Raw genomic sequence first — 13,597 nt, 5'->3', positions numbered from 1 at the left:
ATATGCGTGAGCTTGTAAATTTTGATAGTGGTGATCGCCTAAGACTTAGCGTAGAGGGTAATGCTTTAGTAAGCGTGAGCCAAAAAGGCGCTAAAACAAAGCAGAGTAAAAAAGAATTTGCAAACGAGCAAGATGCCAAAAAAGCCTGCATCAAAAAAGAGTGGGAGAGCCTAAAAAAGGGCTTTGTCCTGCAAGATAGTGAGGCAAAAGTAGGTGAAGCGAGCCTGCACGTTTATATCGGCGGTGGATACACTGGAGCGCTTTCGTTTGCCAGCATAAAAGATGAAATTTACGTTTATAAAAGTGCTGGTCAAAAAGATGGCGGCAAGCCTAGCGATATTTTGGTGAAGCTTGATCGAAGCGGCGCTATAAAAGAGCAGATCGCCTTGCCAAAGCCACTTGCGTGGGACGCCCAGTGCGTAGGTGAAAATTTACTCTTAGACCTTGATCATGAAATTTACATTTTTGAGCCAAATGGAGCTAAATTTCGTGAAATTTCAGCCGAGCAAAATGTTAAAAAAAATAGCGAGATAGCAAGCTTTATCTGTGCTTCAAACGGCGTGGCAGTTTTTGGCATGTTTGGGCAGATTTTTACTTTTTGTGAGGGTAAAATTTCAAAGATCGGTGAGTATAAATGTAGCGAAAAAAGCCACGTGCCGATACTTTGTGCGGCTCTTAGTGCGGATGCTAGCATGCTTGCGCTTTGCACCAAAGAGAACGAAGTGCAAATTTTAAACGTAAAAAATGACGAAATTTTAAGCGAAGTAAGGGCTGAATTTGACGCGCTTGATAAAATTTGCTTTTTAGACGAAAAGACACTTTTAGTTAGGCGCTACCTTGAAAATAAGCTATTTTGCGTAGATATCAAAAGCGCAAAAGTGGCAAAGCAGCCTTGGATAAAGGACGAGTATCTAAGAGCGAGCGAGCTTTGCATTGACGCTGTAGCTGGCAAGCTTGTGGTGATAGATCAAAGCAGAGCCTACGCCGTCGATCTGCAAAGTGGCGATGTGATGGCGGAATTTACGCTAGATCATGTCGTAAAGAGCTGTGAGACTAAATTTATAGATGGCAATCTCGCAGTTAGAACGGACTATGGTTGCTTTAGTCTTTATGAAATTTAAGGGAGAATATGTTTTATACACTTTTATCTATTTATATTTTTTATGTGATTATTAAACTTTTTTTGGCGAATTTACAGATCAGCTTTGTAAGAGCTGAAGCTAAAAAAGAGCCTGTTGTGCTTGAAGAGAGCGAATACAAAAACGCCGCAGTTGCCGCCGTGACAAATCAAAAATTTGAAATTTTTAGCCTCATCTACCATGCCGTCATTTTCTTTGCGTGGATAAGCTTTGGGCTAAAAATGCTCTCAGACGCTTGCCTAAAAGAGGGTACTACGTTTGAAAATATCATTTTTGTGATGAGCTTTTTGCTGATCTCGTCGCTTCTTGATCTGCCGCTAAGCATCTATGAAAGCTTTGTCAAAGATAAAAAACTAGGCTTTTCAAATATGAGCGCAAAGATATTTTTGATTGATACCATAAAGTCGCTGGCTCTTATGCTAGTTTTTGGCTCGGCCTTCGTCTGGCTCGTGCTTTTATGTATAAATTTCCTTGGCGATTTTTGGTGGTTTTGGGCGTTTTTGCTAAGTTTTGGCGTCGCTTTAATTATAAATTTGATATACCCAACGCTCATCGCGCCTATTTTTAATAAGATGTCGCCGCTTGAAGATGGCGAACTAAAGGGCAAGATAGAGGGTCTTCTCGCAAAATGCGGCTTTAAAAGTAGCGGCGTCTTTACGATAGACGCTAGCAAGCGTGACAACCGCTTAAACGCCTATTTTGGCGGGCTTGGAGCGACAAAGCGAGTGGTGCTTTTTGATACGCTGATAAAAAAGCTAAGCACCGAGGAGATCGTGGCGGTTTTGGGTCACGAGCTTGGGCACTTTAAACATAAAGATATTCTAAAAATGATAGCGCTAAGTGCGGTTATGCTATTTTGTCTATTTTTCATCTTTGGAAACGTGGGCGCAAGCGCTTATGAGGCGATAGGGCTAGGGCAAAATGGCGCTAGTATCATCATCTTTTTGGTGCTTTTCTCGCCTATTTTTAGTTTTCTTTTTTCGCCGATCATCTCGCACTTTAGCCGCAAAAATGAATTTGGCGCAGATAGATTTTCAAAAGAAATTTCAAACAAAACCGACATGATAAACGCCCTAACCAAGCTTGGCAGCGAAAACAAAGCATTTCCAAAGTCGCACTGGCTTTACTCATTTGTCTATCACTCGCACCCAAGCCTTTTTGAGCGGATAAATGAGCTAGAAAATGAGAGTTGAAGAGGCTCTAAAAGAAGCAAATTTAAGGCTAAAGCCACTTTGTGAAAACCCAAGCAGGGTGGCTAAAATTTTGCTCATGAGCTACCTTGATGTGAGTATCGAGTGGATATTTTTAAACCAAAAGAGCGAATTTGATGAGAGCGGCTACTTTGCCCTTGTAAAGCGCTATGAAAACTACGAACCGCTTGAGTACATCACCGGCAAGGCTGGCTTTTATGGGCTGGAGTTCGAGATAGAAAGTGGCGTTTTGATACCGCGCCCTGAGACTGAAATCTTAGTTGATAAAGTGCTAGAGATTGCAAGTAGCTATAAAGCGCCAAAGATCGCTGAGATCGGTACTGGCAGCGGGATAATAAGCATCATGCTTGCCCTTAAAACAAACGCTAAAATAGTAGCCACCGATATAAATGAAAAGGCTCTAAATTTAGCCAAAAAAAATGCGCTAAAATTTAATGTAAGCGAGAAAATAGAGTTTGTAAAGTGCTCATACATCGATGAAATTTCAGACGATATCGACATCTTGGTCTCAAACCCGCCTTATATCGCGCAGGATTATAAACTTGATAAATTTGTGATAAACGAGCCGCATGAGGCGCTATTTGGTGGCGAGGTTGGAGATGAAATTTTAAAAAACATCATCCTTATCGCTAGAAATCGCGGCATAAAAAATATCGCCTGCGAGATGGGCTATGATCAAAGAGCGAGCATGGAGATGGCGCTAAAATTTAATGGCTATAAAAGCGCTTTTTACAAGGACTTAGCGGGCTTTGACAGGGGCTTTTGCGCGAGTTTAAAACTATAAAGGAGAGAGATTGAGAAGTATCTATTTTTTACTATTAGCAGCGGTGATAGGCACTGAGCTAACGCTTGGAATTTTGGTCGCACCAGTCATATTTTTCCCACAAAGTATCATAGGCGAGGGGGTGCTCACGCATTTTATGAGCGGACAGATGATGACAAAGATATTTTTAAAATTTAACTATGTTTTGCTATTTGTAAGCGCATTTGTGGCAGTTAGCGAGCTCTTTGATCTAAGAAAAAAGCTTGCATTTTCACTAAAATTTAGCACATTTATGCTCTCGTTTTTAAACTTAGCCTTAGCGCTTAGCTTTGTCTTTATCTTTACGCCTTTTATCGTGCAGGCTCAAAGCCTAGGTGCTGGTGCAACGCAGACAGCGGAGTTTGCCAAGATGCACAGCGCAAGCGAATATGTGATGAAAGTGATGCTTGTTTTGCAGTTCATTTTGTTTTTTGTGAAATTTAAGATCAGCCAAGATGAACGCCAAGCCTGATATCCAAATCTTAACAAATTTCCTCGCCGAATACACAACCGCGATGGTGAGCGCTGGCACATACACTGCGCGCGTAGAAAAGTGCGTCGACCGCATAGCTAATCACTACGGCTACGACGTTAGCGTGACCATTTTTGTGAAGTATTTTACCATTAGCGTGATGGACTCGCAGGATAACTCATTGCGCCGAACTTATGTGAGAAAGATCCCTCTAGGGCAGGTTAGTTTTAACAGAATTTCTGAGCTATCCTCACTCAGCTGGCAAATTTTAGATGAGGGTTTAAGTTTAGATGAAGCTAAAGAGAGCTTTGATGGCGTGATGAGTGTCAGTGCAAATAAATTTGCTAGCTCGCTTATCTTGATAAGCCTTGCAAATGCGGCATTTTGCAGACTTTTTGGAGGCGATGCTGGCTCAGTTGTTTGCATATTTTTTGCAACGCTTGTTGGCTACACTCTTAAATTTGCCCTTGCAAAAATGGGTGTAAATTTAAAAATCCAATACGTCCTGACATCCTTTGTCGTCTCATTTATCGCCTATCTTGGCGTATCTTACGGACTTACGCACACAAGCGACGTGGCGATAGGCTCGTCTGTGCTCTTTATGATGCCGGGCGTTTTTCTCATAAATTCAGTCTTTGACATCTTAAATGACAACACCCTTGTTGGCATCAGTAGAGCCATAAGCACGGGCATCCTCATACTTTGCATGGCTGTTGGCGTCTATATCACACTAACGCTTAGCAGCGCGGAGATATTAAATGTTTGAGCTTTTTAGTGAAACGCTTGTAGATGCTGGCTTTGCTGCGGTGGCTGGACTTGGCTTTGCCTATGCTAGCTCGCCTCCAAAAAGAACTCTCATATTTTGCGCCTTGCTTGCTGCATTTGCGCATGCTAGCCGCTTTTGGATCATGCAGATGGGATTTTTTAATATCAGTGTCGCAACGCTCATCGTCTCTTTTATGAGCGGAATTCTAGGCATGCTCTTTGCCAAACGGCTAAAGGTACCAGCTGAGATCATCGCATTTCCAGCGCTTTTGCCGATGGTGCCAGGAGTTTTTGCATATAAAGGCATTTTGGCACTGTTTTCATTTTTAAATGAGACAAGCATCGCTAAGAAAAACGAGTATTTGATCATATTTTTTGATAATGCTATCACGACTACGACGGTTTCGTTAGCGCTTGGTGTGGGCGTTTCGGTGGTGCTTACCTTGTTTTATGATCAATCACTTACGATAACTAGAGGCGCTAAACGAGAGCCTAGCAAGAGCAAATGAAAATTTAAAGGAGCTTTGCAGTGAAGATAAGAATTTATTACGAAGATACCGATGCAGGCGGCATCGTCTATCATACAAATTATATTAAATATTGCGAGCGAGCCAGAAGCGAAGCGTTTTTTGAAGCTGGGCTAAATTTCACAAAAGAGGGCGGATACTTTGTTGTTTCGGCACTTGAAGCTAAATTTCTCGCTTCAGCAGTGCTTGGCGATGAGGTTTTTGTAAAAACAAAACTCATAGAGCTTAAAAAGGCAAGTCTTGTTTTAGAGCAAGAAATTTATAAATTTGATGAAAAAGATGTAGAAAAAATGCTCTTTAAAGCGACTATCACGCTAGCTTTTATGAAAGAGAGCAGGCTAGCAAAGATAGATGAGAGCATGAAAACTTTTATAAATGGGGTTAAATTTTAGCAAGTAAAACTGCTAAATCCCGCTTGTGCTATTTTGCTCCTGCGAATTTACCTCATTAAAGTGATCGCTTTTTGTATCATAAATTTTCACATCATATAAAACTTGTGAGCCCTCAACCCTCTCAGCAAAAATTTTGCTGGCATTTTTGTTTATGAAATTTGTATAGATATACTCCACTCCCAAGGCACTTGAGTAGCCGATCTGTGAGTATCTAAAATCAACTCCAAAAAGATCTCCAAGCCCTAAAAATCTCTCATCAAGCAAATTTAGCGAATTTGCCACAAAGAGGTTTTGCCTATCTCTTTGCGTGATGGCGCTAAAGATATTTGGCAAGAAATTTATCTGTGTGCTTAAAAGCGCGTAAGGTTTTATCTCAAAGCCTCTCATCTGCGTTGCCACAAGAGAAGCTTTTACGATAGGGATGTTTAAAAAGACGCTTGCGTTATCAAATTTAGACTTTTTGCTTAAAGTATCGTTTAAATTTATATCTTTGCCAGTGATCGAGCTCTCGTAGTAGTCGCTACTTTGCATGCGTACATACTCATTTAGTTTTTGTGCTAGAGCGCTGCCATCGTCAAAGGCGACTATCTTTTCGTTGGCAAAAGCTAGCAGGGCTGAAATTTGCGCTTTATAATCAACCCCGCCAAAGATCAAATTTGGCTTTGGAGCTGTCACAAAAGAGCTATGAACGCTTGGGATGTAGATGAGTTCGTTTGGCAGGATGAGAGAATTTACTATGTTTGCGCCATTTTGAGTAAGGGCTGCTATGAAGTAGATAAAGCCCTCGTTTCTAGCGTTTTGAAGTGCATTTTGAAGGCTAGGCAAACTCTCGTCGCTGCTATTTATAAATTTCACTTCGACATTTGCGTCTTGTTTTAAGATATAACTTAAGATCGCGTTTGATACGACATTTGCGTATGATTTTATAATCTTTTGAGGGATGATGACTGCTATCTTATCACTTACAGCTAGTTTTAAAACCATCTCTCCGCCAAGTGAAGTGTAAAGGTCTAAAAGTGCCTTATTATCTATCTTTGCTGGCTCAAATCTCGCCATAAAGCTAGCTAACATATCGCTTTTTACAAGCTCATTTAGGCAAGAGCTATCACAAAATTCTGGCTCTAAATTTATGTAAGTGATCTTTGCTGGCGGTATGCTTGAGAGGCTTTGATTTTTAGTGATGTTACTTTCAAATTTTGCCTCAGTGATCTCGTCTTGCATCTCGCTTAAGACTTCATTTTGCGCTGCAAAAAGGCTTACAAATATAACTAAAAAAAGAAAAAATCTTTTCATATCACTCCCTTGATTTTTTTCAAATCATCTATAAAATTTTCTTCAAAACTTGGATTTTTGCTGATCCACTCTGGTGAAAAAGTTGGCATTATAAACCTATCATCATCTTTTAAAATGCTCCCTCTTATACTTGAAAATCCGCCCTTTGAGAGCAAATTTGGATAAAGGTGCATAAAAGCTTCCTCTCCTAAAGTGATGATAATTTTTGGCTTAATAAGCCTTATCTCTTCTAAAAGATATGGCCTACAAAGTTCAAATGAGCTCTTTAACGCTGGATTTTTCGCGTCACTATTTGAAATTTCACAGCGCAAAAGCAAGCTTATATAGACACTATCTTTTTCTAAATTTAAGCCATTATTTATAGCATTTTCTAAAATTTTGCCACTTGCGCCTTCAAAATAATCATCTTTTTTGCAAAGCGAGACAAACATTATCTTGCTATTTTTATCGCCAAAGCCAGTAAAAACGCACTTTGAGCTATTTCTCAAAAAGCAAAGAGAGCACTTTTTTATCTCGCTATTTAGCTCGTCTATACTGTTATAATCTTGATATTTACTTAAATTAAGAAAATTTTCATCTATAAAATTGTAACCGATCGCTTTTAAAAAAAGTAATTTTTCTAAGAGATCTTTATTCTTATGAAATTTCATTTTTGGATTATAACTTGATTTACTTAAAGTTTAAATTATAGTTTTGTCGGGCTGATTTATTCAAAGGAATTTAAGTATTGCTTTGATAAAATCCCACTTTTTATATTAACTTTAAGGATAGAAATGAAAAGGACTTATCAACCTCATAAAACCCCTAAAAAACGCACTCACGGCTTTCGTTTAAGAATGAAAACTAAAAATGGCCGCAAGGTTATCAACGCTAGACGTGCTAAAGGTAGAAAAAGATTGGCTGCTTAGCTGGTTTTGAGTCACTAAGTGACTCGAGAGAATTTTCTCAGGTTTATAAAGAGGCCAGCAAATGGCACTGCGACGCTTGCGTAGTTTTTTATAAACCTACAATTGAAAAAAAATTAGCAGTTGTTGCTAGCAAAAAAGTGGGAAAAGCAGTAGTTAGAAATAGAGCAAAGAGACTTTTAAGGGCTGCTTTTTTTTCTATTTCTAATGATCTAAAAGATGGCACTTACATTATGGTCGCAAAAAATGGAATTACAGAAATTTCATTTGACAAAATTTGTAAAAATTTGAGCTGGTCTACAAAAAAAATGGGATGTCTAAAATGAAAAAATTTGCGATTAAATTTATCGCTTTTTATCAAAAATATATTTCCATGCTTCTGCCAAAAAGCTGTCGCTACTATCCGACTTGCTCACAATATGCCATTTGGGAATTTCAAACAAACAGCTTTTTCTCTGCTTTTTTTGCAACATTCATGCGAATTTTAAGATGCAATCAACTTTTCAAAGGCGGTATCAACTACCCAATCATCCGCAAAAAATTTAACTCATGTTTTATATTTCAAAAAAGCGATACCAAAAATGTAAATTTTTGGTTTATCCCTTGCCAAAATAGTAAATTTTATGTCGTAAAAGTATTAGATAAATTAAAGGAAAAAAATTAAATGGAACAGATGTCTATGCAAAAAAGGTTGCTTCTTGCAGCACTTTTGTCGATCGTATTTTTCATAGTATATGACTTTTTTATGCCAAAAAGAGCTCCACTAGAGCAAAACCAGACAACGATCTCTCAAACAATGGATCAAAGCAAAGCCCCGGCCTCTACTAACGATACTCCAAAATCAAATGAAAATTTAGCTTCAAACGAGATAATCGCTACCATCAAAGGTCAAAGCTACGAAGCAAAGATAGATAAGCTAGGTAGGATTGCGAAGTTTTATCTTACCGAAGATAAGTACAAAACAGAAGATGGCAACAAAATCGAGCTTGTTTCACAAAATCCACTGCCGCTTGAGCTTAGATTTAACGATAGCACTTTAAATACTGATGCTTTTAAGGTTGCATATAGTAGTGACGCTAGCGAGGTAGATGCTAGTAGCGAGCCTAAAACCATAAAACTCATTCAAAATTTAGATGGCGTTACAGTCACAAAAAATATCAAATTTTATCCAAATGGTCGCTATGAAGTTGAAGTAAATTTAAGTAAAAGTGTTGATTATTTCATCACTCCTGGCTTTAGGCCAAACATCGCGATAGATAGCTACACAGTTCATGGTGTTATGCTTAGAAATACGGACGATAGCCTAAATATCATAGAAGATGGCGATGCAAAAGAGGTTAAAAACTACGCAAATACAACTATAGCAGCTGCATCTGATAGATACTACACAGCGCTATTTTACTCATTTAACAAACCATTTGAAGCTGTTGTAGATAAAGATGCAAAAAACAATCCTATCGTCTTTGTAAAGGCAAACGATAGTCTAAAACTAGGCGCTTATATCGGACCAAAAGAGCATAAAATTTTAAGCTCGATGGATGAGAGACTAAACGACGTTATCGAGTATGGTTGGTTTACATTTATAGCAAAGCCGATGTTTGCATTCTTAAATTTCTTACATAATTACATCGGCAACTGGGGCTGGGCGATAGTCGTGCTAACGCTTGTTATAAGGATAGTTTTATTCCCGCTTACATATAAGGGTATGCTATCGATGAATAAGCTAAAAGAGCTTGCTCCAAAGGTAAAAGAGATCCAAACAAAATATAAAGACGATAAGCAAAAGATGCAAGTCCATATGATGGAGCTATACAAAAAACATGGCGCAAATCCGATGGGTGGCTGCTTGCCGATCTTGCTTCAAATTCCGGTATTTTTTGCGATCTATCGTGTTTTACTAAATGCGATCGAGTTAAAAGGCGCTCCTTGGATACTTTGGATACACGATCTTTCAGTGATGGATCCATACTTTGTGCTGCCTATCTTAATGGGTCTAACGATGTTTTTACAACAAAAACTTACACCAACGACATTTACCGATCCTATGCAAGAAAAGGTTATGAAATTCTTGCCTTTGATCTTCACATTTTTCTTTGTGACATTCCCAGCAGGTCTTACGCTTTACTGGTTTGTAAATAACGTTTGTTCGGTCGTTCAACAAGTCTTTGTAAATAAACTTTTTGAAAAACATAAAAAAGCTGCGGAGGTAAAGGCTTAATGAGAATAGAAGCAAATACTCTCCAAGAGGCATTTCAAAAGGCAGCCGAGCAGCTTAACTGCTCGGTTACTGAGCTTGATATAAAGGTCTTGCAACACCCAAGCGGTGGAATTTTTGGATTTTTTAAAAAGACAGCGATCATTGAGGCAAATTTAGAAAATCAGCCAAAACCACAGCAAAAACCAAAAAATGATAGAAATTTTGCTAAAAAAAACGATGAAAACGAGCCTGTAAAAGAAGAGAAAAAACAGAGCAAAAAACACGATCATAATGATAAAAAGCGAAATCCTAAAAAGCATAAAGATGAGAAAAATGAGGCTAAGACTGAGCAAAAAGAGCATAAAAATGAAAAGCAAAATTTAAGTGAGAAAAACTCAGCTCTTGCAAAAGATGCCTTTGCTGAAAAGGGCGAAAAAGAGGCTGAAGAGCCAGGATGTGTCATAAAAAGACTTGATGAGCCAAAGGCGCCTAAAGAACCAAAAGAGCCTAAAGAACAAAGAGAGCAAAAAGAAGCAAAAGAGCCACAAGCTATCAAAAGTGCTCCTAAAAATATCCTAGATACTTCAATCATCGAAAATTTCAACCAAAGCGATGAAGAGAGTGCGCCTCAAGCTTTGCCAAAAGAGAAAAAAGAAAAAGTTGTAATCGACTTTGATAAAATTTTGCCTGAGATAAAAGAGGGCATGACGCGTCTTTTTAAAGCAAGCTGCTTTGAGATAGACAAGGTAGAAGTTAGTAAATTTAACGATGAGACCGTGCTTATCGAGCTAGACGGTGCTGACGCGGCGCTACTTATCGGCAAAGAGGGTTATAGATATAAAGCGATCTCTTATATGCTCTATAACTGGCTAAATTCAAAATACAATCTTGCTATCCGCCTAGAGATCGCGCAGTTTTTACAAAATCAAGAAGCGATGATGGATCAATATCTAAATGGTGTGATCGAGCGTGTGCAAAATAGCGGTAGAGCCCAAACAAAGCCACTTGACGGAGTTTTGGTTAAGATCGCGCTTGAGAAACTTCGCGAGAAATTCCCAGATAAATATGTCGGCATAAAAAGCGGCAATGACGGCAAATTCGTCGTTGTAAATGACTTTTTCAAAAAATGAGTGAAACTATCGCAGCCCTTGCCACAGCTTATGGCATCGGCTCAGTTTCTATCGTAAGGCTTAGCGGCAAGGACGCCCTAGCCACCTCTTTAAAACTTCTTAAACTTTCAAATTTAGAGCCAAGATACGCAAAGCTAGCCAAAATTTACTCCCTTGATGATGAAATTTTAGATGAGGGCATAGTTATATATTTTAAAGCCCCAGCAAGCTTTACTGGTGAGGATATCGTCGAGTTTCAAACTCATGGCGGCGTTATGGTGAGCGAGAGAATTTTAAATGAGCTAATAAGAGCTGGTGCTAGGCTTGCTATGCCAGGTGAGTTTAGCAAGCGGGCATTTTTAAATGGCAAGATGGATCTAGCAAAGGCCGAGGCGATGCAAGGGCTCATCACTTCAAAAAGCGAGATCGCTGCTAAAATTTTAACCCGCCAAATGCAAGGTGATCTTAGTAAATTTGTAGGCGAGATAAGAGGCGAAGTGGTCAAAACTCTTGCTTTTGTTGAGACGATGATTGACTACGCTGATGATGATCTGCCTGCAAATTTGCTAGAGCAGACTAAACAGATGCTTTTAAAAAATAGCGAGAAGCTAGAGCGCATAGCAACTCTTAGCGAGCAAAGAAGAGGGCTTATAGATGGCTTTAAGATCGCCATCGTTGGTAAGCCAAATGTTGGCAAAAGCTCTATCTTAAACTCATTTTTGGCATACGAGAGGGCGATCGTTAGCGACGAAGCGGGCACAACTAGAGATAGGATAGAAGAAAATTTTAAGATCGGCTCGCATCTAGTTCGCATAATAGATACCGCAGGTATCAGAAAAGATGCTGGGAAGATCGAGCAAATAGGCATAAACTACTCAATCTCAGCCATAAACGAGGCCGACATCATCCTAGCTGTATTTGACGGCTCTTGCCCAAGCGACGAGCAAGATAAGGAGATAATTAGGCTTGTGTCTAGCTCAAATAAAAAAGCCTTTTTTGTCCTAAACAAAAGCGATCTGGCGTTTAAATTTGACATAAATTTGGATGGCGCTATCAAAATTTCAGCAAAAAATGATACGAGCGTAGTTTTAAAAGAGCTTGAGGGCTACCTCAAGACGCAAGACACCGACGAGATCATGCTAAGCTCAAACCGCCAAATTTTAAGCTGCAAAGAGGCGAGCGAGGCTTTAAAAAGGGCGTTTTTAAGACTAAATGAAGAGGAACTAGAAATTTTTGCTTATGAGCTAAATAGTGCAGTAAAGGCACTTGCAAGTATCACAAAGCCATTTGAGAGAAGTGAAATTTTAGACGAGATGTTTAGTCATTTTTGTTTAGGAAAATGATACTTTTTTTGGCTAAAATCTGCGCTTCTTAAAGGAGAAAAAAATGAAAATTTTACTTATAAATGGTGGCAAAAAATTTGGCCATTCAGATGGCAGGCTCAATCAAACACTTCACGATCTTGCGTGCGAAAAATTAGCGAAAATGGGTCACGAGGTAAAGCAAACCGTGATAGATCAAGGCTATGATATCGAGGCTGAAGTTGAGAAATTTCTCTGGATGGATGCGGTAGTTTGGCAGATGCCAGCTTGGTGGATGGGCGAGCCTTGGATAGTGAAAAAATATATCGACGAGGTCTTTACGGCAGGACACGGCAAGCTTTATACGAGTGATGGCAGGCACAGGGTAGATCCTGCGAAAAATTACGGCAAAGGCGGCTTGTTAAATGGCAAGAAATTTATGCTAAGCCTTACTTGGAATGCCCCAGCCGAGGCATTTAGCGATCCAAATGAGTTTTTTGAGGCGCGCAGCGTTGATGGAGTTTATTTTCATTTTAGAAAGGCAAATGAGTTTTTGGGTATGAAGCCACTTCCATATTTTGTCTGCTACGATGTCATCAAGATGCCAGATGTGCCAAGAGATCTAAAAGAGTATGAGGCGCATCTTGAAAAAGTTTTCAAAGCGTAAAAACAAATTTCTGCCGCTCTCTAGTCATTTGCGCTAGAGGGCATTTAAATTTATATCTATCTTGTGTGGGGAAAATGAGGACAAAATTTCTATTTTTAGCTGCGGCTATATTATTTGCAGGGTGCGCTGGCAAGCAAATTTTAGCGCCAAGCGAAAAGGCAAATTTACTCTATCTTGAAAATAACGAAACCTTGCATGAGATGAAAATTAATAAGTTTCAAAATAGCCTAGATGACTTTAATAAATTTGCAAACATTGTCGGCAAGGCTGAGATAAAAGAGGCTAGTGAAAATAGCAAATTTAGCGCTCTTGGCGAGCTAATGCAAAGTGGCGACGCAAATAAAACTATGATCGTTAAAAACTTAGACACCAGCAAGGACGCTGTGCTATCAAATTCTAACGATATAGATGGGCTAATAAACGCAAAAAATATCAAATTTTATGAAATTTCAAATGGCGCTATAAAAAGCGTGGTTTATAGCACAAAGAGCATGCCAGTTTGCGAAGCTTTTATAAGCGGCAAAGAGGCGATAAAAGTAAAAAGCGTGACAAATCATTCCTTGAAAAATGGCTTTTTTGCAGTGATATTAAGCTCAGATATATCTAATGATCAAGGCTTTTTTCTAAGAGAGACGAGGTATTATTTTAACCTTTCAAGCGAAGATGAAGAGAAGATTAAGGCTGAGACGCTAACGCAAAATTTTTACAAAACATTTATCGAAAGTGACCTCGTGAGACAAGGTGAAATTCTCTCAAATGTGCTTTGTTTTAGTAAATTTCAAAAGGCTTTTTAGTAACTTTTTATAAGCAAGGTTGT

Annotated in this window: 17 protein-coding genes; 15 read left to right on the top strand and 2 right to left on the bottom strand. The window is 39.0% G+C overall.

Annotation, left to right across the window (positions count from 1 at the left end; genetic code table 11):
- Positions 1-2 precede the first annotated feature (2 nt).
- The 7 genes from MTT29_RS02850 to MTT29_RS02820 are packed head-to-tail and all read left to right on the top strand — an operon-like array spanning position 3 to position 5,308.
- The gene (locus MTT29_RS02850) at positions 3-1,121 is read left to right on the top strand and encodes a hypothetical protein (RefSeq protein ID WP_429799700.1); all 1,119 of its coding nucleotides are present in this window, start codon (positions 3-5) and stop codon (positions 1,119-1,121) included.
- 8 nt (positions 1,122-1,129) lie between these two features.
- Complete coding sequence (locus MTT29_RS02845; protein WP_429799699.1) at positions 1,130-2,332, top strand: M48 family metallopeptidase; 1,203 nt, start codon at positions 1,130-1,132, stop codon at positions 2,330-2,332.
- A complete protein-coding gene (gene prmC, locus MTT29_RS02840; protein ID WP_429799698.1) occupies positions 2,322-3,134 on the top strand; it encodes a peptide chain release factor N(5)-glutamine methyltransferase in 813 nt (270 codons plus the stop codon). Before MTT29_RS02845 ends, prmC begins: the two co-directional genes overlap by 11 nt.
- 10 nt (positions 3,135-3,144) lie before the next feature.
- Complete coding sequence (locus MTT29_RS02835; protein ID WP_103603479.1) at positions 3,145-3,624, top strand: DUF4149 domain-containing protein; 480 nt, start codon at positions 3,145-3,147, stop codon at positions 3,622-3,624.
- Positions 3,608-4,390 (top strand): threonine/serine exporter family protein, encoded by a 783-nt coding sequence (locus MTT29_RS02830; protein ID WP_103569774.1) that lies wholly within the window; start codon positions 3,608-3,610, stop codon positions 4,388-4,390. The genes MTT29_RS02835 and MTT29_RS02830 overlap by 17 nt, the downstream gene beginning before the upstream one ends.
- Positions 4,383-4,898 (top strand): threonine/serine exporter family protein, encoded by a 516-nt coding sequence (locus MTT29_RS02825; protein ID WP_021085587.1) that lies wholly within the window; start codon positions 4,383-4,385, stop codon positions 4,896-4,898. The genes MTT29_RS02830 and MTT29_RS02825 overlap by 8 nt, the downstream gene beginning before the upstream one ends.
- Before the next feature lie 20 nt (positions 4,899-4,918).
- Positions 4,919-5,308: a YbgC/FadM family acyl-CoA thioesterase gene (locus MTT29_RS02820; protein ID WP_429799697.1), complete on the top strand. Its 390-nt coding sequence runs from the start codon at positions 4,919-4,921 to the stop codon at positions 5,306-5,308.
- A 12-nt stretch (positions 5,309-5,320) separates the two neighbouring features.
- On the opposite strand, the gene MTT29_RS02815 is transcribed toward MTT29_RS02820, so the two are convergent.
- Positions 5,321-6,601: a hypothetical protein gene (locus MTT29_RS02815; RefSeq protein ID WP_429799696.1), complete on the bottom strand. Its 1,281-nt coding sequence runs from the start codon at positions 6,599-6,601 to the stop codon at positions 5,321-5,323.
- Positions 6,598-7,089, bottom strand: a complete 492-nt coding sequence (locus tag MTT29_RS02810; protein WP_242039145.1) for a uracil-DNA glycosylase family protein — start codon at positions 7,087-7,089, stop codon at positions 6,598-6,600. Before MTT29_RS02810 ends, MTT29_RS02815 begins: the two co-directional genes overlap by 4 nt.
- 285 nt (positions 7,090-7,374) lie before the next feature.
- Between MTT29_RS02810 and rpmH the strand changes: the two genes are divergently transcribed.
- The 8 genes from rpmH to MTT29_RS02770 all read left to right on the top strand — a co-directional run bounded on the left by rpmH (position 7,375) and on the right by MTT29_RS02770 (position 13,574).
- The gene (rpmH, locus tag MTT29_RS02805) at positions 7,375-7,509 is read left to right on the top strand and encodes a 50S ribosomal protein L34 (protein WP_002940373.1); all 135 of its coding nucleotides are present in this window, start codon (positions 7,375-7,377) and stop codon (positions 7,507-7,509) included.
- Positions 7,497-7,832: a ribonuclease P protein component gene (gene rnpA, locus MTT29_RS02800; protein ID WP_429800447.1), complete on the top strand. Its 336-nt coding sequence runs from the start codon at positions 7,497-7,499 to the stop codon at positions 7,830-7,832. The genes rpmH and rnpA overlap by 13 nt, the downstream gene beginning before the upstream one ends.
- Positions 7,829-8,170, top strand: a complete 342-nt coding sequence (yidD, locus tag MTT29_RS02795) for a membrane protein insertion efficiency factor YidD (protein WP_103651310.1) — start codon at positions 7,829-7,831, stop codon at positions 8,168-8,170. The genes rnpA and yidD overlap by 4 nt, the downstream gene beginning before the upstream one ends.
- Positions 8,171-9,724 carry a membrane protein insertase YidC gene (gene yidC, locus MTT29_RS02790; protein WP_429799695.1) on the top strand — a complete coding sequence of 518 codons (1,554 nt, stop codon included), beginning with the start codon at positions 8,171-8,173 and terminating at the stop codon, positions 9,722-9,724.
- A complete protein-coding gene (locus tag MTT29_RS02785) occupies positions 9,724-10,833 on the top strand; it encodes a Jag N-terminal domain-containing protein (RefSeq protein WP_429799694.1) in 1,110 nt (369 codons plus the stop codon). Before yidC ends, MTT29_RS02785 begins: the two co-directional genes overlap by 1 nt.
- Positions 10,830-12,155, top strand: a complete 1,326-nt coding sequence (mnmE, locus tag MTT29_RS02780) for a tRNA uridine-5-carboxymethylaminomethyl(34) synthesis GTPase MnmE (RefSeq protein WP_429799693.1) — start codon at positions 10,830-10,832, stop codon at positions 12,153-12,155. Before MTT29_RS02785 ends, mnmE begins: the two co-directional genes overlap by 4 nt.
- A gap of 43 nt (positions 12,156-12,198) precedes the next feature.
- Entirely contained in the window at positions 12,199-12,780 is a 582-nt protein-coding gene (locus tag MTT29_RS02775) for an NAD(P)H-dependent oxidoreductase (RefSeq protein WP_429799692.1), read from the top strand.
- 74 nt (positions 12,781-12,854) lie between these two features.
- On the top strand, positions 12,855-13,574 hold the full coding sequence (locus tag MTT29_RS02770) for a hypothetical protein (RefSeq protein WP_429799691.1): 720 nt from the start codon (positions 12,855-12,857) through the stop codon (positions 13,572-13,574).
- Positions 13,575-13,597: the final 23 nt, after the last annotated feature.

It is taken from the genome of Campylobacter concisus, from assembly GCF_050447485.1.
GTDB classification, from domain to species: Bacteria; Campylobacterota; Campylobacteria; order Campylobacterales; family Campylobacteraceae; genus Campylobacter_A; species Campylobacter_A concisus_BQ.
The sequence above is the reverse complement of the archived record's forward strand: the minus strand, read 5'-3'. Positions and strand labels throughout refer to the sequence as shown.

Excerpts from the sequence above, each read along its gene's own strand:
- MTT29_RS02850 (WP_429799700.1), top strand. The coding sequence starts at position 3 with ATGCGTGAGCTTGTAAATTTTGATAGTGGTGATCGCCTAAGACTTAGC.
- MTT29_RS02845 (WP_429799699.1), top strand. The coding sequence starts at position 1,130 with ATGTTTTATACACTTTTATCTATTTATATTTTTTATGTGATTATTAAA.
- prmC (WP_429799698.1), top strand. The coding sequence starts at position 2,322 with ATGAGAGTTGAAGAGGCTCTAAAAGAAGCAAATTTAAGGCTAAAGCCA.
- MTT29_RS02830 (WP_103569774.1), top strand. The coding sequence starts at position 3,608 with ATGAACGCCAAGCCTGATATCCAAATCTTAACAAATTTCCTCGCCGAA.
- MTT29_RS02825 (WP_021085587.1), top strand. The coding sequence starts at position 4,383 with ATGTTTGAGCTTTTTAGTGAAACGCTTGTAGATGCTGGCTTTGCTGCG.
- MTT29_RS02815 (WP_429799696.1), bottom strand. The coding sequence starts at position 6,601 with ATGAAAAGATTTTTTCTTTTTTTAGTTATATTTGTAAGCCTTTTTGCA.
- rpmH (WP_002940373.1), top strand. The coding sequence starts at position 7,375 with ATGAAAAGGACTTATCAACCTCATAAAACCCCTAAAAAACGCACTCAC.
- yidD (WP_103651310.1), top strand. The coding sequence starts at position 7,829 with ATGAAAAAATTTGCGATTAAATTTATCGCTTTTTATCAAAAATATATT.
- yidC (WP_429799695.1), top strand. The coding sequence starts at position 8,171 with ATGGAACAGATGTCTATGCAAAAAAGGTTGCTTCTTGCAGCACTTTTG.
- MTT29_RS02785 (WP_429799694.1), top strand. The coding sequence starts at position 9,724 with ATGAGAATAGAAGCAAATACTCTCCAAGAGGCATTTCAAAAGGCAGCC.
- mnmE (WP_429799693.1), top strand. The coding sequence starts at position 10,830 with ATGAGTGAAACTATCGCAGCCCTTGCCACAGCTTATGGCATCGGCTCA.
- MTT29_RS02775 (WP_429799692.1), top strand. The coding sequence starts at position 12,199 with ATGAAAATTTTACTTATAAATGGTGGCAAAAAATTTGGCCATTCAGAT.
- MTT29_RS02770 (WP_429799691.1), top strand. The coding sequence starts at position 12,855 with ATGAGGACAAAATTTCTATTTTTAGCTGCGGCTATATTATTTGCAGGG.